We start from the raw sequence: 20,468 nt of genomic DNA, 5'->3' as shown, positions 1-20,468 counted from the left end.
ATATTATAACAAACCAAGAAAAAACTTCCACTCCCAAGTTTGAGTGAAAGTTTTACTGCCTTATCAATCTACCGACTTTAATGCTTCTAACATATCAATACGTCTCAATATTGCATTGACCATAAATCCTAAGACAATCAAAATCATGATGATAGAAAAGACTGGTACAAGATAGACAAATACCGATACTGTCGGGTTGAGCAGAAAGGCATCCGGAGCAATTGTCTCTAAAAGAAAACGATGTAAAATATTTCCTAAAAACAAGCCTACAATAATGCCAATAATAGACAAAAGAATGGTCTCTCGATAAATATAAAGTGTGACTTCCTTATTATGAAATCCCAATACTTTAATCGTTGATAATTCTCGAATCCGCTCTGCAACATTGATATTCATCAAGTTATAAAGAATCACAATGGCTAGTAAAATAGAGGCAACAGTTAAAATCTGCATTACAAAGCCAAGAGATTTGACAATGACATCAATTTGTTCCAAAATCCCCGTATTTTGTACAACTGCTCGTACACCTGTTAATTTCATGAATGCTGCTGCAGTATCTTGTATATTTTTACTAGAGGAATCTTTCAATTTTATCAGATAAGCATTTTCTTGGAACTTACGAGCAAATACCGTTTGATAATAGTCCTGATTCATAAAGATAAAATGCCCTGCGTACATTTCAGTGATACCAGAAACTTTGATTTTATAGCGTTTTCCTTCATCGGATGTCACCTCAAAAGTATCTCCAACAGAAACATGCATAATGGTTGCTAATTTCTGAGAAATGACCGCTCCATGTGAAGACAAGTTCAAGCTCGCTTTGCTTTGACTATCATATAGCTCTATGAAATGATGAAAATCCTTGCCTGTTGTCACAAATAATGCGAGAGATTGTTCATCTTTAGCCCCCTTGATTTTTTTGGTAAATGTTTCTTGATAAATACCGTGTTTTTTAGCTATTTTTTTATCTGCTAATAAATGATTGATTGCTGCTTGCTCGTCTGATTTGAGATGATGTTTTTGCGAAATGACCGCATCGTATTTGATAATTTCTCCATACTGCCGATTTCCCATACCTTCCATAGAAGAAGACATCCCCAGACCGGCAAATAAGAGGGCGACGGAGCCTGCCACACCAAAAATAGTCATCAGCATTCTTTGCTTGTAACGAAAGATATTTCGAGCTGTCACTTTTTGCGTAAAGCTGAGGCGACGCCAAATGAAGTCAATCCGCTCTAGCAAGATTTTTGAGCCTTTGGTAGGTGCCTTAGGCAACAATAATTGAGACGGTTTTTCTTTCAACTCTTTGTGAGCAATATAAAGGGCTGGTACAACGCCACACAAGACCGAGCACACGAGAGCAATGAGGCTGATTCCCCAATAAAAGTCTAATCGCAAAGCTGGATAAGTGGAGGTTTTAAAAATCGTTTTCCCTAAGATGTAGGGTAAGAAATAAGTACCTAACAAACTTCCCATTACTGTACCTAATAAACTTGAAACCAAGCCATAAACGACAAATTTCTTAACAACATCTTGATTCCGATAACCCAAAGCTTTTAAAACACCTGCATTTGTGCGTTCTTCGCTGACAAAACGCGTCATGGTCGTTACTGTTACAAGGGCCGCTACCAGATATAGTACAATCGGGAAAGCATTTCCTACAGCTGAGATTCCATAAGCACGATTCCCCGTTGTTGTGTACTCGTCAGCTCCTGGAAATGTCCGACGTGTATACACACGGTAGGTTGGTACAGACAAGCTAGCTACTTCATCTTTTGCCTTTTGAATGTCCGCTTGCCCATTTTTTATTTTTGTTTCAGCATCTTTCTTTTGCTTTTCGTATTCAGTTTTTTTATCGTTCAATGTTGCCTGAGCTTGATCCAATTGCACCTGACCATCTGCGATTTGTTGTTTTGCTTGTGCTAATCGGGCTTGACCTGCTTGGTAGTCAGCTTGTTTATTTTTTAAGGTTGCCTGACCGTTTTGATATTGAGCTAAGCCTGCGTCATATTCAGCTTGTTTCGCCTTCAATGCCTCAGCTGCAGATTGGTATTGGGCAAGTCCTGCTTGATAAAGCGCTTCTTGGCTTTTGTACTGCGACAGTCCAGTTTGAAATTCAGCCTGCTTTTTCTCTAATTCTGTACGAGCAAGATTTAATTTTGCTTCTTCTTGTGCTAGTTGAGTTTGTGCTGCCACAATTTCAGGCACTGTTGCTGGATCAATTCCTTGTGCTTGTAGCGCAGCTATTTTGGTCTGCAAATCAGTTTTTGCAGCTGCAAGTTGCATTTGACCTTTTTCCAATTCTACCTGCGCTGTAGCTAATGTAGCTTGAGCATTTGTTACATTTTCTTTTGCAGCAGACAACTGACTAGCTGCCTGATCTAATTGGGTTTTCATTTGGTTCAATTGTGCCCAACCTGAAGAAAGTTGAGCAGCGGCTGTATCCAATTTTGCTTTTGAGCTTGCTAAAGTTTGTTCAGCCTGTGCAATTTGAGCTGCGCCCTGTGCAAGCAAGTTTTCTTTTTCAGTTAGTTGACCTTGAGCAAGCTCTAAATCTGCTCTTTTTTGATCAATTTGATTCTGCGCAGTCGTTAGTTTCTGCATGGCATCTGTCAATGCTTGTTGAGAAGTTCGAATGTTTGCTTCGCTGTCCGCAATTTTTGTCTGTGCTTGGGCTTTTATCTCTGATAAACGATTTTTCCCATTATCAGCCAGTAGCTTTTCCAGCTCATTTTCGTGCTGTTTTACCTTTTTTCGATAGGAATCTCCAAAAGAATTAAGTGTTTTTAAATCGTCATACTTCAAACGAGCAACTGTATAGACTGAACTTTGAAATGTTTTTGGCATCACCACTGCATAAGCAGATAAGGTCCCACTCCCTGAGTTAGAATTGCCAAGAGAAATCGTCGAAGCCAATTCACTTGAATTGACGAACCCTGTCACCGTAAAGGTATGCTGCTTTAGAGCATAATTAGTGGTTCCTTCCTCGTTCAAAGTAATGCTATCACCAATCTTGTATTTTCCTTGATAAAAACTAGCCAAAGCCACTTGATTTTCCTTGGTTGGAAAATGACCTGAAACAAGCTTGAACTTAGAAATATTAGTTGTCTGAGAAAAAACTCGAACAGAAGTTGAGCTATCTCCAACCACCGTATCTGTAAAATAACCATATTCTACCTGTGCATTTGGAATTCCATTAAGTTCTTTTTGGTCAGCTTTGCTGATACCATAATCTGACATCACTGCCAAATCCATCATTTTCATCTGTGAAAGGTAACGATTGGCTGAATTTTCAATGTCTGGACTGGCTGCTTTCAGGCCCACTAGCGCAAAAGAACCTAACATCATCAAAAACATAATGGACAGAAAGCGTCCTTTGGACTGACGAAAAGAGAGCCAGATATCCTTATTTAGAATGGATTTTTTCATATCACCACTCCTCACTAATACTCTAGACTTGCAATATCTTGAGGATGTTCATTCAAAGTGACGGACTGTATCCGTGCGTCATGCATATGAATCACACGGTCTGCAATCGGAACTAAGGCACTATTATGGGTCACAATAATCACTGTCGCACCTTGTTTACGTGACATATCTTGAAGGATTTGCAACACATGCTTACCTGTTTTATAATCCAGCGCGCCTGTTGGTTCATCACAAAGCAAAATTTTAGGATTTTTTGCCACGGCACGCGCAATGGAAACACGTTGCTGCTCGCCACCAGATAATTGAGTAGGAAAATTATTGAGACGATTTTCCAAGCCAACTGCTGCTAGCGTTTCTGCTGCATCCTGTGCATCTTGAACAATTTCTGAAGCCAGCTCAACATTCTCTAGCGCCGTCAGATTAGGAACTAAATTATAAAATTGAAATACAAAACCAACATCATTTCTCCGATAGTCCGTCAACTGGTGAGCGTTGTAATGTGCTATATTTTGCCCATCAATCAGGACATCTCCCTCGTCATTGCTGTCCATTCCACCAAGAATGTTCAGAATCGTCGATTTTCCAGCGCCTGAAGCTCCAAGAATGATGACTAGCTCACCTTTTTCAATTTCAAAAGAGATGTCATTGTTAGCAATGATTTCTGTGTCTCCCATTTGATATCGTTTGTAACTATGCTTCATTTCAATATAAGCCATCGCCTTTTCCTCTTTCAGTTTCCATGTCCAATTAAATAAACAAGCTGTTGATTAGATCCTATCTTTATTATAAAATAGACTTAACATAAAGGCAATCATCAATTATCAACAGAGTGTTCATTTAAGGAGTATTATGGTACAAAATCGACAAACAGCAACCAAGCAGCATATCAGAGAAGCCCTCATTCAGCTCTTGTTAGAAGAAAAATTTGAAACAATTTCCGTTAGTAAACTCTGTCAACGAGCAGGTATCAACCGTGGAACTTTCTACCTTCATTATCTTGATAAATTCGACCTAATTGAAACACTAAAAGAAGAAATTATTTCCCAATTACGTAAAAATTTTGAAGAAACTACAAACACACATGACCTAATCATTACCAATCTAAGCTATCTCCAACAAAACCATGACCTAATTTATGCTGTTTCTCAAAGTCATTACCTCAATTTCCGTGAAACAATCCGTGAATTTATGCTTAGTATTTTAACGAACGATCAGCACAAAGTTCAAACCGAACACTTTTTAAAAGAAAATTTCCCCATTTCTGAAAAATATGCACTTGAAGTTTTTCTATCTAGCATAGAGGGCATTATCTCACTCTGGATTTCAAGCGGCACTAAAGAAACGCCTGAAGAAATGACGAATATGATTTTACAAACCTTTGATTACGATGCTTGGCGATTGTAAACTAAAAAACTCTATTTCTATAAAAGGGATTTCCTCAATTAGAAATAGAGTTTTTGATATACATTTTTTCTAAAGCTCAGAAATTGAAAGGTTGTAAAATGAGACGACAGCATACAGGCTATGATGTTCTATTGCATATCTTTATAACCAGTCGTGTCATCGTTGCAACCTATCATCTACTTTTTAGCTTAGTTGTCCTTATCATCTATGCGTGATTTTCTAGCAATATCAGCCAAAATATGGTCTACAAATTCTGCAATTGTTTCTGTATGCGTTTGTTTGCTGCCATAACGACGGACATTCACCGTACCATCTGCTTGTTCCTTGTCCCCTACAATCAATTGATAAGGAACTTTATGAGTTTGACTTTGACGAATCTTGTATTGCATTTTTTCATTGCGTTCATCGACATCCACACGGACACCACGATTGCGCAGTTCTTTCGCTACTTTCCAAGCGTAATCAGCATGCGCTTCATTAGAAATTGGAATGACCGTCACTTGATGAGGTGCCAGCCAAGTTGGGAACGCACCTTTGTAAGTTTCAATCAAGTAAGCAATAAAGCGTTCCATCGTAGACACAATACCACGGTGAATCATAACTGGACGATGCTCTTCACCGTCTGCTCCGATATAATGAAGATCAAAACGTTCTGGTAGCAAGAAGTCCAATTGAATAGTGGAAAGAGTTTCTTCATTTCCAAGAGCTGTTTTTACTTGAACATCCAACTTAGGACCGTAGAAAGCAGCTTCACCTTCTGCCTCAAAATAGTCCAAACCTAAATCATCCATTGCTCCTTTTAGCATGCGTTGAGCATTTTCCCACATTTCATCATTATCAAAATATTTATGTTTGTCATTCGGATCACGATAAGACAGACGGAAACGATAATCTGTAATATTGAAGTCTTTGTAAACGTCAATCATCAAATCCAGCACATGTTTAAATTCTTCTTGAATTTGCTCTGGCATGACAAATAAGTGAGAATCGTTTAGGGTCATTTCACGAACACGTTGGAGTCCTGAAAGTGCACCTGATTTTTCAAAGCGATGCATCATACCAAGTTCCGCAATACGAATAGGTAACTCACGATAAGAATGAACATGGTTTTTATAAACCTCAATATGGTGTGGGCAATTCATCGGACGAAGAACAAATTGTTCACCGTCTCCCATATCCATTGGCGGGAACATATCTTCTTGGTAATGTTCCCAGTGACCAGAAGTTTTGTATAATTCCACACTTGCAAGCGGTGGCGTATACACGTGTTGGTAGCCGTCATTGACTTCGCGGTCTGTAATATAGCGCTCCACGATACGACGAATAGTCGCACCATCTGGAAGCCAGAATGGAAGACCTTGCCCAACTTCAGGAGAAATCATGAAAAGATCCAACTCTTTACCGAGCTTACGGTGGTCACGTTCCTTCGCTTCTTCACGCATTTGAAGATAGTTTTTCAAATCTTTCTTATCAAACCAAGCTGTACCATAAATCCGTTGCATCATAGCATTATCGCTATTTCCACGCCAGTAAGCACCCGCTACATTTAACAAATGGAAAATTTGAATACGTCCAGTTGACGGTACATGAGGTCCACGACAGAGATCCACATATTCACCTTGACGGTAGATTGTCAAACCACCTTCATCTTCTGAATGCTCCTCAATCAATTCCAACTTGTAAGGATCATTCTTGAAAATTTCTCGTGCTTGATCTTTTGTCACTTCTTCGCGAATTGACGGGAAATTCTCCTTGACAATCTTCTTCATTTCTTCTTCGATACGAGGCAAGTCTTCGTTGGAAATTTGTCCTGCAGTATTGTCTGTATCATAGTAAAATCCGTCCTGAATAGCTGGACCGACACCCAAGTGAATATCTGGGAAGAGACGACGAGCAGCTTGGGCAAAGAGATGAGCAGCCGAATGGCGCAAAATAGGAAGAGCATCTTCATGGTCAGGTGTCACAATTTCGATGCTACCGTCTTCTGTGATAGGACGAGTGGTATCGATGAGTTTGCCGTTGAATTTACCAGCCAAGGCTTTCTTTGCCAAGGAATTGCTGATAGACTGAGCAATATCAAAAGTTGTGCTGCCACTTTCGTATTCATGAACAGCGCCATCTGGGAAAGTAATCTTAATCATAGTTTTCTCCTTTTATATCTATTTTATTTGTATTGGGCAATTTTAAGAGCCTGGCAATCTTTTCAGCAGTCTCCTTTTCCGATCGACTGCCATCTGTCATGAGACTGGGATAGCCTAATTTCTGAGCTTCCTTCCGAACCATTTGGGCAAACAGAATGTCCCGCTGCATCCAGTTTTCAAAAGCTTGCTCAGGATTGGATGTTCCCCCTAAGACATAAGGAACCCATTCTCTCTGTTTATAATGCTTTTTCAGAAAATCAGCTGTCGGAGTCAAGCATAGATAGGAAGACGCTGGCCATTCAAGCTCCTTTACCAAGTGAGGCAAAAGTCCTGCCCCCTCCACCAAGAGTGGTCTATCTTGATTTTTTATCAAGTAAGATTTTACATAAGGAAAAATCTCTTCATAAAAGTGCCATTCTTCATCTGCCATCTCCTCTGGATTTCTCAACCAGATTTGATCCGGATTTCTGTCCTGTCTAAGAAGGCAAATCGGCCGTGAGTCTACACTTGCTTGACTCATCATCTCGTCTACCAAATCATCCAGCTTGATATGAAGCAAATCGTACTTCCGAGCAAGAAGGGAAGCGAGCGTTGATTTCCCGCTGCAGGGTGATCCGCCAATCATATAGAGCATAACTTTTCCTCCCTTCAACAAAATAAAAAAAACGACATCCCGAAAAGGACGTCGCAACGTGGTTCCACCTTCATTCATGTACAACAAAAAAGTTTGTCGACACCTCTGATTGGCTCTAACGTAGCCACCGTTTTATGTTTGCATAAAAGCTAACAGAGTAGTCTCAACTGCCTTCCTCTGCGCGATTTTCAGCTCCACGCGCTCTCTAAAAGATTCCAGTCAGCGATATGTCTCTAAAAGGTATTATAGCACGATTGAAAAATTTTGCAAGTCCTATGATTAAAGTGTATTGTGTTTTGGAACCATTCGAAACAGCACAGCTCTAAAACAACAGCTCAGCTCAACGCTGACGGTAGCTTGTTTTGGAACTATTCGAAACAACACAGCAAGTTAAAATAAGGCAGTGATTTTTAATCCAGTCCGTACTCAACTTGAAAAAGGGAGCACCGATTCGGTGCTTTTTGTGTTCTCTTCTTTTAATCAGGGACAAAAATAACAGTCTTACCGACTGTTTTTACTTCTATCCTACAGATCCTTCCATACTCATGTTGATGAGCTGATTGAGCTCAACTGCGTACTCCATTGGGAGCTCTTTGGTAATTGACTCCATAAAGCCATTGATAATCATGGCAGTTGCTTCTTCTTCGCTAATACCGCGGCTCATAAGGTAATAAAGCTGATCCTCCGAAACCTTAGAAACTTTAGCTTCGTGTTCCAGTGCAACATTCGAATTGTGAATTTCATTAAATGGAATGGTATCTGAGCTGGATTCACCATCCATAAGAATCGTGTCGCATTCAATGTGAGACTTTGAACCAGCACTATTCTTGCCAAAACGGACTTGACCGCGATAATCTGTCTTACCTCCGTCTTTTGCAACAGACTTAGAAATTAATGTGCTAGAAGTCTTTGGCGCATTGTGATAAACTTTACAGCCTGCATCTAAATGCTGACCATAATTAGCAAAGGACATAGAAAGGACCGAAGTTCTTGCATTACGACCATTAAGAATGCTACAAGGATATTTCATATTGACCTTGCTGCCTAGATTTCCGTCAATCCATTCCAAAGTACCGCCTTCTTCAACCGTTCCACGCTCTGTCACCAGATTATAAACGTTGTCTGACCAGTTTTGAATCGTTGTATAGCGGAAAAAAGCATCTTTTTTGACAATAATTTCCACATTTGCAGCATGAAGACTATTGGTCGTATAAGTCGGCGCTGTGCAGCCCTCAATGTATTGAATAGAGCCACCCTCTTCTACGATAATGAGCGAGCGTTCAAATTGACCAGCATTTTCTCCATTGATACGAAAGTATGTCTGAACCGGCACCTGGCATTGAACATTTTTTGGCACATAGATAAAGGTCCCACCCGACCAAACTGCACTGTTTAAAGCGGAAAACTTATGCTCTGCATTAGAAATGACTGTGCCAAAGTATTTTTTCACCAAATCCGGATATTCTTGTACTGCCGTGTCGGTATCGGTAAAGATAATGCCTTGCTTGGCAAATTCTTCTTTCATGTTATGATAGACTACCTCAGATTCATATTGAGCAACAGCTCCTGACAAAAATTGGCGCTCTGCTTCAGGAATACCCAAACGCTCAAAGGTTTTCTTTATTTCATCTGGCACTTCATCCCAACTTCTAGCCCGATCTCCACTTAATTTTTGATAATAGATAATATCATCAAATCGTATGCCGGATAAATCTGGTCCAAAATCAGGCATGGGCAACTTATGGAACAATTCTAAAGAACGCAAACGATAATCCAACATCCATTGCGGTTCATTTTTAATTTCAGAAATTTCACGAACAACCTCTTCTGTCAGACCCTTACCAGTCGAGAACAAAGGCTTCACATCGTCATGAAATCCAAAAGCATAATCTCGTACTTTCGTCATCTCATTCCTCCCATTGATACAAATTATCTTCTCTTATTATACTATTCTATATTAGAAATGTCAGAATATATGCCTAAAATATAATAAATTAAGCTAAAAAAGACTAGGAAAATTTCCCAGCCTTCTTACATGATTACCGTACTTTTTCGGCTAATGCTTCAGCGAACTTCTCCAGATTTTCAATATCTTCATCTTCTGCTGATAGATCGACTTTGACATTTTCAGCACCTTTTTCAGCACCTGTCGCTGCAAAAGCGCGATCAAAGTCATCTACTGCCTTACAAAACTCATCATAAAATGTATCGCCTGACCCGACAACACCATAAATCTTTCCGGTCAAGTCAAGACTAGCTAAATCTTCATAAAAATCAACAATTTCATCAGGCAACTCGCCGTCACCGTATGTGTAAGAAGCAACGATTGCGATGTCTGCTTCTAGAAATTCCTCTGCATCAACCGTTGTGCATTCATCAATATCTACTTCTAAACCAAGTTCTTTTAATTTATCAGCTACAATATCTGCGATTTTTTCTGTATTTCCTGTCATACTCGCAAATACAATTTTTGCTAAAGCCATAATTTCCTCCAAAAAATTCTATCAGTTTATTATAACACATTGAACAAATTGTTGCACTTCAAATCTCTTAAAGTTCCCTACTTTTCCCTTTTACTTTTTAAAATAATCATCTTATGATACAATGAATAAAAGGTAGAGCGGAGGTTATCATATGGAAATTTTCAAGCAAATTTTACATAAAATTAAAGAATATGATACGATTATCATTCATCGTCACATGCGACCTGATCCTGATGCCTTAGGAAGTCAAGTCGGTTTGAAAAAATTACTTCAAGTCAATTTCCCTGAGAAAAAGATTAAAGTAGCAGGAAAGACTGAACCTATTCTTGCCTGGCTGGCTAAAATGGATGATGTTTCAGACGATGATTACAAACATGCTTTAGTTATTGTTTGTGATACGGCAAATACTGCTCGGATTGATGATGAACGGTACAACAAAGGGGATTTTCTCATCAAAATCGATCATCATCCAAATGATGACATTTACGGAGACATTTCTTGGGTAGATACTAGCTCTAGTAGTGCTAGTGAGTTAATTGCTCTCTTTGCATTGGAAAATAAACTGAAACTAGATGATTATTCCGCTAAACTGCTTTATGCTGGAATTGTCGGTGATACAGGACGTTTCCTATATCCTGCCACAACCGCTCGTACAATGGCTGTCGCAAGTAAACTTCGCGAATATCCCTTTGATTTTGCTGCTTTGGCTCGAAAAATGGACTCTTTCAGCTACCAAATCGCTAAACTCCAAGGCTATGTTTACGACCATTTAGAAGTCGACGAAAATGGTGCAGCTCGTGTCATTTTAACTCAGGAACTTCTCAAAGCCAATCATTTAACAGATGCTGACACTTCTGCTATCGTTTCAGCTCCGGGGCGTATTGACAGCGTTGAATTATGGGGAATTTTTGTTGAGCAAGAAAATGGCAACTATCGCGTTCGGTTGCGGAGTAAATTTATCCCGATTAATGAAGTAGCTAAAAAACACGACGGAGGCGGTCATCCTCTTGCCAGTGGTGCCAATGCTTACTCCAAAGAAGAAATCGAAGAAGTTTATCAAGAATTGAAAGAATTGGCAAAAAGGAAATAATTTGGTAGAAAAGACTTGTCAAATCCGCTAGAATTTGGTAAACTATCAAAGTAACGAATCTATGGCTCGCAGAGAGACCATGGCAGAAAGGAAATTTTTAAAAATGAGAAAAGATATTCATCCTGAATACCGTCCTGTTGTCTTTATGGATACTTCAACTGGCTACAAATTCCTTAGTGGTTCTACTAAGTATTCTAGCGAAACTGTTGAATGGGAAGATGGAAACACTTATCCTTTGATCCGTGTGGAAATTTCATCAGACTCACATCCATTTTATACTGGACGTCAAAAATTCACTCAAGCAGATGGACGTGTGGATCGTTTCAACAAAAAATACGGTCTCAAATAATCAACCGCATTGCTTGCTTAAAAGCGTTGATACAAAGCCTTTTCCAAGAAATTGGAATTGGCTTTTTTCGTTTTTAGTACCGTTTTTGGTACCGTCTTGGAAAACTAACCTTTTGCACTATCCAGATAATCTACAAATTTTGTGATAGCTTTCTTCTCTCCTGCTACCGTAGAATGGCTATAAGTATCCAGGGTCATCTGACTACTTGCATGACCTAACCTTTTGGCTGCATTGACAGGATCAACCCCTACTTCAATCATCAAGGTAGCATGAGTATGTCTGAAGCCATGAGGAGTTATCTTCTTCAAGCCATGTTTCCTGATGATGCGCTTTAGAACACTATTGATATAGTCCTGATATAAAGGTTCTATCTTTCCCTCTCGGTCAACAAACGTAAACATATAATCGCTATCAATCAATGGGGTAACTGACAGTTGCCCACTTTCTCTTCTGCTCTTTTGTTTCCACTCTTGCAAAATCCAGGCTGTCTCAGTATCTAAAGGGATTTGTCGTATTGAAAACCTGTTTTTGGTGCTTTTCTCAACTGCTTTCCCCTTGATTCTACCTAGATTTTTGCTGATAGAAAGTAATTGATTATCAAAATCAATATCAGACCACCTCAAAGAATACAGCTCCCCTTTCCTTAAGCCACTATAGGCCAACAAACGAAATAAGGCATAGTTTTTATAAGGCTCTTCTGCCTTAATAATAGCTAAAAACTCATGCAACTCCTCAACGCTAAAGAAGTTATCTGACTTCTTCCGCTCTCTTTTTGGGAGTATCGTTTGCTTCATTGGGTTGTCTGTAATCAATTTCATTTTCAAAGCAAAATCAAACACTTGACTAGTGTAAGATTTGACCTGTTTGATATTTCTAAAAGTCTGACCTTTTTCGGTAATAAAGTCCTGGCATTGCCAAGGAGTAATTTTGGAAATTTTCATCTTTCCAAGAACTGGCAAGATATGAATTCTAAACAAGTCATCTGTACGGACGCTTGTCGTCCTCTCTACTGTATATTGATAAGTTTTGAACCATTCCTCAAAAACTTCATCAAAACGTCTCTCAGAGGCTCTCAGAAGTTCTGAGAGGTCTCCTGACGCTTTTTTGTGGTAAAACATGGCTTCATACTGTCTAGCCTCTCTAAAGCTCTTAAAACCGCTTTTAAAGAAGTTCTGACGTTTGCCATCAATCACCCTGTAGATTCTGACCTTATAAAGATACCCTGATTTAGACTTTTTAGCCTTGTATTTAATAATAGACATTCTAATTTCTCCTTTATTTTTTAAGGTTTCGGAGCTTATAAAATAAAGAAATCATGATTGTCAGTTATTTCTTGCTCTTTTGCTCTTTTTCTCTTCTTGCCGTCTCTTGTATTCAGGACTCTCTACCCATGCCTCCCAGACATAATGATAAGGAGAGTCTTCTGCTCCTGATTTGTTAATCAGGAAAGGAATAAGACCCTGATTTTCGTCTACTATAAATTCCTTAATAGCTTTAACCAAAATAGGGTTAAAGTCTTTTTTACTTGCTAGAAAATCAATGTAATCAGACAATGCCTCTGATTGATTGAGTTCTGCAAGTATAATGGCAAGATCATCACCAAAAGGCGTCCATTTAGTGATTTTATTTTCAATCGTACTTTTTCCCTGAAGCACTTTTGCGAAGCCTTTAAAAATTTCTTTGGCTGATCCTGAATTGACTAATACAGGGTTATCATCAAGCCCCAGTAAGTAAGGGATAGACACACCAAAATATTCTGCTAGAATTTGCGCATTTTTCTTTTTAGGATTTGAATAGCCATTTTCGTAATTGGAAATAGTTGATAAACCTATACCAGTCTCCTTTGATAATTCCTTCATCGTTTTTTTTGTTTGTATTCTCAATTCTCTAACTTTATTGTCCATCTGCTCACCTCCATTTTATGGCTTATTATATCATAAATTATTTTTTTTACAAAAAAATTGTAATTTGTACTTGATTTTACATTATTTTTGTAATAAAATATATCCGATTACAAAAAAGTTGTAACAAGTTGATTCGGAGCTTATAAAATTAAGAAAGGGGTCAGAATATGACAGAAAACTTTACCATCCACCTCCCAAAAGTAACTGAAAAGAAGTTACTGGCTCGCTATGACAATATGCTCCAAAAGGCAATAGAAAAAGCCCTTGAGGACAAGGAGCTTTATAAGCCTATGGTTCGTATGGCAGGCTTGTGCCGTTGGCTAGATGTCTCAACGACGACTATTGTCAAATGGCAACGTGAAGGCATGCCCCACATGGTCATTGACGGAGTGACCTTGTACGATAAACACAAGGTAGCACAATGGCTACAACAATATGAAAGGTGAGAAATATGATTGATTATGAAAATGATTATTACTTAATACCTAAAGTTTTATTGCAAGATGATTTCTACAGTAGTCTATCTGTTAAAGATATTTTAGTTTATTCTGTCTTGAAAGATAGACAGATAGAAGCTCCTGAAAAAGGATGGATAGATGTTGATGGGAGTGTCTATCTAAATTTTAAATTAAACGAGTTAGCCAAGATGTTTTCTTGTAGTAGAATTACAATGATAACTATTATGCGACGATTGGAAGAAGTCAATCTGATTGAACGTGAAAGAGTAGATATTTATTATGGTCACAGTTTGCCCTATAAAATGTATATCAACGAGGTATGAAAAATGATAAAGATTTATTTTGGGAAAGATAATGCACTTAATCAAGCCATCCAATCACGATTGGACAGCTATCATCTTGATTATCAAGTATTTTCAAGCAAAGATATAGATACTAAAACACTGATGGAATGGCTTTTTAGGTCAACTGATATCTTTGAACTACTAAGCACTAAGATGTTGAAGTATAAGTTGAATACACAAATTACCCTTAGTCAATTTGTTCGAAAGATTTTGAAAGATGTTGATAGTTCCCTAAAGCTTCCCATTGTTGTAACAGAAGAGGTTATCTATTCAAACATGTCTCCTGAGTATGTGACGGTACTTTTGCCGAAAGAATATCGAAAAATCGAAAGAATTCAACTGATGAGAAAGATGGATCAGTTAGATGAAGGTCGGACATTCTGGAGAAATTTTGAAATACTCCGCAAACAATCTGAACTACGTTGGTTTGAATTGAATGAGTTGTTGTTTGCTGACGAGTCAGATGATTTAGGAGAAATCAAAAAAGCTAAAGACCGTTTCTTTAGCTACAAGAAAAACAAGCAAGTACCACCTGATGACATCATCGAAAAAATCCAAAAGATATTTTTGGTTGACCGAGAAGATTTTTTCAAAAAATCTATTTCGGATTTACAAGCAACTTACTAAAAAATAATAGCGAAAACAACTATGAAAATATTTTGAAAATGATATTTTGAGACTAAATTTTTGAGCTTTCTCAAAATTTATAACGCGGGCTCCTCTAACAGCCCGCTATGTTCCCATTTCGTGGGATTTTACTGCACCCATTTTTTGGCAAGTTTGACCGTAGCAAAATGAAAATGGTCCGACGAAGTCGGCTTGGGGTTGCTCCCCCAAGAATGTCATTTTACGGAGGTCTTTGCGCAGACAAAAAAGAGGCGCCGATAGGCGACCTCTACAAGAAAGTAGGTTGATTTGGAATTAAAAGTTAGCTTGGACAACATCACTATTACAGCTTATATCAAACCTATCAAACTCCTTGATCTCAAAAGTTTGATAGAAAGTCATATAGCCATTATCGTCCAGACTGCAATGACTGATATGTTTAGAGCAATCACTCGGGACGGAAGGCACGTTAGACTCCTCCTAGACTACGACAAATTAAAAGGACAAGCCTTTAATGCTCGCCCTTTCAGGATAGAGTTTAACCCCAATAAACTCCGACAGATTGATATTAATATCTTAGATACAATTATACCATATCTTGAAGATATTGCAATCTCTCGAGTCGATTTAGCTTTTGATATATTTGAAGTTGATTGTAGTGAGTTTATTCTTGAAAAGAAAGGCCGCCCTACTGCTACCAAAGAATGGAGAGACCAGAATGGAAAACTAGAAACTAAATATCTAGGCGCCTCCAGGTCAGAAAAGCAAATCAGACTCTATAACAAAAAAGTTGAACAATTAGAAAATGGCTCTGATGAAGACAAGCAATTTGCCCAGCAGTTCCAGCATTGGTGGCGCTTAGAATTTCAGCTCCACAGTCGCTCGGTTGAAGAAATATTTGAAGTCATTGACTCTGTTATCTTTAAACCGTTTAACTTTGAAGGTTTAGGCATAGAGGCTCAACTTTACTTACTTGCCCTTACTCGTGATAAAGGAATCTGGAACAAAGTCAGTAAAAACACACGTACAAAATACAAGAAACTTTTACAGACCTATAAAACATCTGATATTGACTATCTGAAATTGATGAAAGATTTATTAAAACATGAACGACCAATATTAGAAAAACAGCTTGCTTATTATGGGGGAAGAGAAACAAAAAATAGCTTTCAACCATTTGGTTGAAAATCCAGTATTAACAAGGAGTTACGAGACCTAAAATGAGAATAAAAGACTACGCTGATAGCCTGGGAGTTAGTAGTCAATCCATCTATAAACGGATACGATCTCCAAAATATAAAGAGAGGTTGAAAGGTCATTTATACCTAGACAACCAAAAGGTTGAAAACCTTGATTTAATAGGCATTAGAATACTTGAAGATTATCATTTTGAAAATGATGTGATTAAACTTGAGAAAGAATTAGAGGAGGCTAAAGAACAAGGCAAACAACTAGAACAAGATTTGCAACTATTGAAAGGCTATAGGAAGAGTGAGCAACAAAATTTAAAAGCTTGGGCAGATTATGCTGAACGATTGGAACAACATCGATTTTACTTAATGATTGCACTCACTACTGTATCTATAGCTTTCCTTGTAGCTTTAGCCTTTGCCGTCTTCTGACGGCATTTGTCGGACAATGCGAAGCATCCGACCCTGGGGCACTGATAGAGTGCCCTACTCGCTTCGGCGAGTATAGTCGAAACTCCTCTTGTGGCTCGAGAGGTGGTTCGATGTCGCTCCTGTATTCGGAGCGATGTGCCGTCTGCAAGACCCTTCGGAGAACGCACATTTACGGAGTAAAGTGTAGTGCGTTACACTTTACATGGAAGTCGTGCCGATCCTTCAGGAAAAAATCTACCCTATGGGTCACTTAGTCCTGGTGGCAATCTTCCGCCACCAGCTCGGCGACCCTTTGAGCCGAGAAAGGAGAACAAGCTATGAGTTACGCAGTAGCTAGGATGCAAAAAATGAAATCTGGAAATCTTGGTGGTGCCTATCGTCACAATGAACGAATTTTTGAAAATCACTCGAACAAGGATATTGACCCAGAAAAAACTCACCTAAACTATGAATTAACCGACCGTGACCGCTCTATCCCATACGATAGGCAGATTAAACAATACATCAACGATAATAAAATTTCCAAACGTGCTCTACGTAAAGATGCCGTTTTGTGTAATGAATGGATTATTACATCAGATAAGGCATTTTTTGAAAATATGAGTCCAGATCAGATTAAGAATTTTTTTGAAACAGCAAAAAATTTCTTTGCTGAAAGATATGGTAATAGTAATATCGCTTATGCTATGGTACATCTTGACGAGAGTACGCCACATATGCACTTAGGACTTGTACCTATGCAAAATGGCAAGTTAAGCTCTAAGTCATTATTTGGCAGTCGTGACCAACTGAAAGAGATCCAGGAAGCATTTCCTAGATACCTGAACAAACACGGATATAATTTGCAACGTGGGGAATCTGATAGCAAGAAGAAACACCTCGAAACAGCAGAATTTAAAGAAAAGTAACGCTTACTAGATGATACTGATAAAAAGATAGTTGATAAAACCGAAAAACTAAAGCAACTAGAAAAACAGGAAAAGCAAGCTACTGAAAAAATCAAGCAACACGAAAAAGAGAAAGATGCTTTACTAGATGATATAGCTGTTTTGGAGTCTATTCAACCACTACAGATTGAAGAAATGAAAAAAGACAAATTAGTCAGACGTACATTTGACGGAAAACTAAAAATGGATAAAGCAACCTATGACAGACTCTTTCATACAGTCTCCCAACATGCCCTGAATAATAATAGGCTAAGGCATGAAAACAGCAACCTTGAACAGCAATTACAGCAATCACTTTCTAAACAGAATAACTTAGCTAAAAAACTTATGAAGAGTGATCATATATTGTCTGAAAATCGTACACTAAAATCAGAAGTCGATAACCTAAAACACGCAAATAAAAAACTCAATGAAAGTGTAAAACGATTGGGTGAGCAATTAAATTCTGTAAATAAAAAACTTGCACTTTGGCGAAAGACAGCAAGAAAATACATGCACCCTAAAGAATTCAGCAGAATGTTACATGTCATAAATCAAATACGTCCACCAAGAATAACCATCATATCAGTCGCTCGAAGTGTTAAAAATATGATTGAAAAAAATATATTTTAAGCACTTTATGCCGTGAAAGTCTCTTGATAACAAGCTAGTCGAATTTAGACTAAAGACAGTCGAGTCGTCAGGCTGAAAAGCTGACGACCGATTGCCAAAGGCTAAAAAAGACTAGGTTACTTGTTGTCAAGAGAACCATGGAATAAATGAACAAGGAGAAAAAGATGAACAATATTAACAAACCTTTAGTACACAAAATTAAACAACCCGGTACATTTTCCGGAAAAATATTACTGGGTTTCCTACAGTCAGTTTTTAAAGAAATCACTGGAAACTATATACCATCAGCCTATCCACTCAGCATTATTGAGCCTTATTTTACTTCAGATGAACAAGGAGAATCGTTTTGGTCAAATGCCCTGGCCATCAATGTTTTAGAAATTCGTCTCAAGGATAACTATGACATCCATCTAATACAAAAATCGCCTTATATTCTTCTTGTTATTGAGGATATTGATAGCTTTAAAACTGGAGTTATTAAACTCTTTAATGACTTACTTGACCCTGATAAAAAGTACCTGATTTATCGTGATTTTATCAAAACATATCGCAATATGACTCCGATTGAAAAAATCGATTTTTTCAAAAAGAAGACCGTCGAGGGAATCGCAGCTAAAAAATAAGCTGTGGTATACTATTTAGTGAGGAGGTAACGCTATGAGAAAAACACTATTTGGTTGGATGCTTGCATTTTCTGCATTACGCTTTCTTGATCGCTCAGTACGTCAGTCAACTAAAGCGCTACGGCGATTTTTAAGATAAATTATAAAAGGCTCTAGTTTAGAGTCTTTTATTGTGATATAATACAAATTGCTGAAGCTACCTTCCGCAAATTAATGCGAAAGGAGGTGTTGTTCTATGAGTTACTTCTTCGAGCTCTTACTCGGAATCACGGTTGAGATACTGGCTCACTATCTCATCAAGTGGCTAGATGACGAGGACAAACGCTAAGGCTAGCCCAAAACACCACAAAAAAACCCTCGAGAGACCTGGCCGTCCTCGGGGGTTTGGTGTATCTATGAGATACTTCTTCGTGTTCTTATTATCTCATTCATTACAAAAAAAGTCAATAAAAAAAGCCCAAATACTTGAGACAACTTTAATTATTTTATAAGCTCCGAAACCTTAATTTTTGGTACCTTTTTGGTACCGTCTTGGTTTAACAATACGGTATATATATAATATTTTACAGCTATATCCCCTTTAGAAACGTTGATTTAATAAGGATTTAAGGACTATAGAGTATATCTTTGTAAAATACGGTCTCAAATAAAAATCGTGTTTACATTACAAAGAATGTTGATAATAAGCCTTTTCCAATTTTGGGAAAGGTTTTTTATATAATCAAAAAAACTTGGAATCTACGACAGCATGACTTCCAAGTTTTTACTCTTTTTTTTGCATTCAGTATTTTAATTGTTGAATAACCAATACATGGCTATCTTTCACACCATATAAACTATGAGGCTCATTGGGTTCCATGGTTAAAAAACTTTCGGGAACGAGTTGGACTGTTTGACCAGATGCTGTAAAATCAACCTTTCCCTCTAGACAGACAACAGTCACCAAAGCATCAGCCTTGTGTTCAGGAATCGTTTTTCCTTCTCCTAAGTGAAGGTGACGGATGATGCGGCTAGTTTCTTCAACAGGTGTTTCCACGACATCAATAGTAGGGTTCATTGTGTATATTTTCATGTGTATTGTCTCCTTGTGTTCAACTTTAATCCTTATAATCTCCCCCGGAAAAGCCGAAATACTCTTCTAAAGATAGTCCTGAATCCGCAATCTCTTTTGCTTCTTTCCCAACATAACGCAGATGCCATTGCTCTGGCATATATCCAGTTTTGTCTTCTTTACCATTTAGATAGCGCACGACAAATCCATATTCAGCTGCATGTTTCAAAAGCCATCGACTTGCCTTTTCTTCTGTTACTAGATTTCCGTCTGTGCCAATCAAGTCAAATGCCAAGCCTGTTTGGTGTTCACTATAGCCAGGTCGGGCAGAATAACGATCTGCTGCTTCTTTCCCGTCTTGATTGACATAATTTTGATAAAGAGTAACCTGCGTTTGATAACTACGGAAACCGCTATATTGATGACTGATAGGATAGCCTTCACTTTGCATGGTCGCAATCAACTCCAGCAATTTTGCTTTAGCAGTAGGATTTTCACCGGGATTGTAATCTGAAGATAATGGATAATGTTTATTTGCGATGACAATTTCATCGTATTTTCCTTTTACACTATAGCAAGAGCCATTATAATGAACTTTTGCTTTTTTCTTTGCTTGCTCAGAGGACGCAACTTTTGCAGACGTTGCTTTTCCTTCTTGTTTCGTTTCCACATTCGTTTTCTTTCCCCCACAAGCTGTCAAAAGAAACAAACTCGCTACTAATAAAATCCCAATCCTTTTTTTCATCTGTATTGCCTCATTTATAGAATTTT

The 20,468-nt window shown here is 38.1% G+C and carries 19 protein-coding genes and 1 pseudogene; 10 read left to right on the top strand and 10 right to left on the bottom strand.

The window, feature by feature from the left end; genetic code table 11:
* Positions 1–63 precede the first annotated feature (63 nt).
* Both ANG_RS04200 and ANG_RS04195 read right to left on the bottom strand, forming a co-directional pair.
* The gene (locus tag ANG_RS04200) at positions 64–3,429 is read right to left on the bottom strand and encodes an ABC transporter permease (protein ID WP_003035888.1); all 3,366 of its coding nucleotides are present in this window, start codon (positions 3,427–3,429) and stop codon (positions 64–66) included.
* A gap of 14 nt (positions 3,430–3,443) precedes the next feature.
* Positions 3,444–4,145: an ABC transporter ATP-binding protein gene (locus ANG_RS04195; RefSeq protein WP_025271691.1), complete on the bottom strand. Its 702-nt coding sequence runs from the start codon at positions 4,143–4,145 to the stop codon at positions 3,444–3,446.
* A gap of 133 nt (positions 4,146–4,278) precedes the next feature.
* Between ANG_RS04195 and ANG_RS04190 the strand changes: the two genes are divergently transcribed.
* Positions 4,279–4,833, top strand: coding sequence for a TetR/AcrR family transcriptional regulator (locus ANG_RS04190; protein ID WP_003068478.1), 555 nt, complete (start codon positions 4,279–4,281; stop codon positions 4,831–4,833).
* A gap of 188 nt (positions 4,834–5,021) precedes the next feature.
* On the opposite strand, the gene thrS is transcribed toward ANG_RS04190, so the two are convergent.
* The 4 genes from thrS to ANG_RS04170 form a co-directional block, all read right to left on the bottom strand.
* Positions 5,022–6,974, bottom strand: coding sequence for a threonine--tRNA ligase (gene thrS, locus ANG_RS04185; RefSeq protein ID WP_025271690.1), 1,953 nt, complete (start codon positions 6,972–6,974; stop codon positions 5,022–5,024).
* On the bottom strand, positions 6,967–7,608 hold the full coding sequence (locus ANG_RS04180; protein WP_003036253.1) for an adenylate kinase family protein: 642 nt from the start codon (positions 7,606–7,608) through the stop codon (positions 6,967–6,969). The genes thrS and ANG_RS04180 overlap by 8 nt, the downstream gene beginning before the upstream one ends.
* A 520-nt stretch (positions 7,609–8,128) precedes the next feature.
* Positions 8,129–9,514, bottom strand: coding sequence for a Fe-S cluster assembly protein SufB (gene sufB / locus ANG_RS04175; RefSeq protein WP_025271689.1), 1,386 nt, complete (start codon positions 9,512–9,514; stop codon positions 8,129–8,131).
* A 133-nt stretch (positions 9,515–9,647) separates the two neighbouring features.
* Positions 9,648–10,091 (bottom strand): flavodoxin, encoded by a 444-nt coding sequence (locus tag ANG_RS04170; RefSeq protein ID WP_025271688.1) that lies wholly within the window; start codon positions 10,089–10,091, stop codon positions 9,648–9,650.
* Between the two features lie 151 nt (positions 10,092–10,242).
* Between ANG_RS04170 and ANG_RS04165 the strand changes: the two genes are divergently transcribed.
* Complete coding sequence (locus ANG_RS04165) at positions 10,243–11,181, top strand: DHH family phosphoesterase (protein WP_003036201.1); 939 nt, start codon at positions 10,243–10,245, stop codon at positions 11,179–11,181.
* 103 nt (positions 11,182–11,284) lie between these two features.
* Entirely contained in the window at positions 11,285–11,530 is a 246-nt protein-coding gene (locus ANG_RS04160) for a type B 50S ribosomal protein L31 (RefSeq protein WP_003023866.1), read from the top strand.
* A 104-nt stretch (positions 11,531–11,634) separates the two neighbouring features.
* Here the strand turns inward: ANG_RS04160 and ANG_RS04155 are convergent, their stop codons facing one another.
* Together ANG_RS04155 and ANG_RS04150 are read right to left on the bottom strand one after the other, a co-directional pair.
* Complete coding sequence (locus ANG_RS04155) at positions 11,635–12,792, bottom strand: tyrosine-type recombinase/integrase (RefSeq protein ID WP_003036223.1); 1,158 nt, start codon at positions 12,790–12,792, stop codon at positions 11,635–11,637.
* A 60-nt stretch (positions 12,793–12,852) separates the two neighbouring features.
* The gene (locus ANG_RS04150; protein ID WP_025271687.1) at positions 12,853–13,434 is read right to left on the bottom strand and encodes a helix-turn-helix domain-containing protein; all 582 of its coding nucleotides are present in this window, start codon (positions 13,432–13,434) and stop codon (positions 12,853–12,855) included.
* A gap of 167 nt (positions 13,435–13,601) precedes the next feature.
* Between ANG_RS04150 and ANG_RS04145 the strand changes: the two genes are divergently transcribed.
* From ANG_RS04145 to ANG_RS04115, 7 genes and pseudogenes are all read left to right on the top strand, one after another.
* Positions 13,602–13,880, top strand: coding sequence for a hypothetical protein (locus ANG_RS04145; protein ID WP_003035974.1), 279 nt, complete (start codon positions 13,602–13,604; stop codon positions 13,878–13,880).
* A gap of 8 nt (positions 13,881–13,888) precedes the next feature.
* Positions 13,889–14,215, top strand: a complete 327-nt coding sequence (locus ANG_RS04140) for a replication initiator protein A (RefSeq protein ID WP_025271686.1) — start codon at positions 13,889–13,891, stop codon at positions 14,213–14,215.
* A 3-nt stretch (positions 14,216–14,218) separates the two neighbouring features.
* Positions 14,219–14,863: a hypothetical protein gene (locus tag ANG_RS04135; RefSeq protein ID WP_025271685.1), complete on the top strand. Its 645-nt coding sequence runs from the start codon at positions 14,219–14,221 to the stop codon at positions 14,861–14,863.
* A gap of 288 nt (positions 14,864–15,151) precedes the next feature.
* Positions 15,152–16,027 carry a hypothetical protein gene (locus ANG_RS04130; RefSeq protein WP_003035943.1) on the top strand — a complete coding sequence of 292 codons (876 nt, stop codon included), beginning with the start codon at positions 15,152–15,154 and terminating at the stop codon, positions 16,025–16,027.
* Positions 16,028–16,062: 35 nt separating this feature from the next.
* Complete coding sequence (locus ANG_RS04125) at positions 16,063–16,464, top strand: hypothetical protein (protein WP_001220478.1); 402 nt, start codon at positions 16,063–16,065, stop codon at positions 16,462–16,464.
* A gap of 317 nt (positions 16,465–16,781) precedes the next feature.
* Positions 16,782–18,023, top strand: a pseudogene (gene mobV / locus ANG_RS04120) (MobV family relaxase).
* A gap of 164 nt (positions 18,024–18,187) precedes the next feature.
* Entirely contained in the window at positions 18,188–18,646 is a 459-nt protein-coding gene (locus ANG_RS04115) for a hypothetical protein (RefSeq protein WP_003035880.1), read from the top strand.
* 781 nt (positions 18,647–19,427) lie between these two features.
* On the opposite strand, the gene ANG_RS04110 is transcribed toward ANG_RS04115, so the two are convergent.
* Positions 19,428–19,718, bottom strand: coding sequence for an AraC family ligand binding domain-containing protein (locus ANG_RS04110; RefSeq protein WP_003036230.1), 291 nt, complete (start codon positions 19,716–19,718; stop codon positions 19,428–19,430).
* A gap of 25 nt (positions 19,719–19,743) precedes the next feature.
* Entirely contained in the window at positions 19,744–20,442 is a 699-nt protein-coding gene (ldcB, locus tag ANG_RS04105; RefSeq protein WP_003036135.1) for an LD-carboxypeptidase LdcB/DacB, read from the bottom strand.
* Positions 20,443–20,468 lie beyond the last annotated feature (26 nt).

It is taken from the genome of Streptococcus anginosus subsp. whileyi MAS624 (genome assembly GCF_000478925.1).
Lineage (GTDB): Bacteria > Bacillota > Bacilli > Lactobacillales > Streptococcaceae > Streptococcus > Streptococcus whileyi.
The sequence above is the reverse complement of the archived record's forward strand: the minus strand, read 5'-3'. Positions and strand labels throughout refer to the sequence as shown.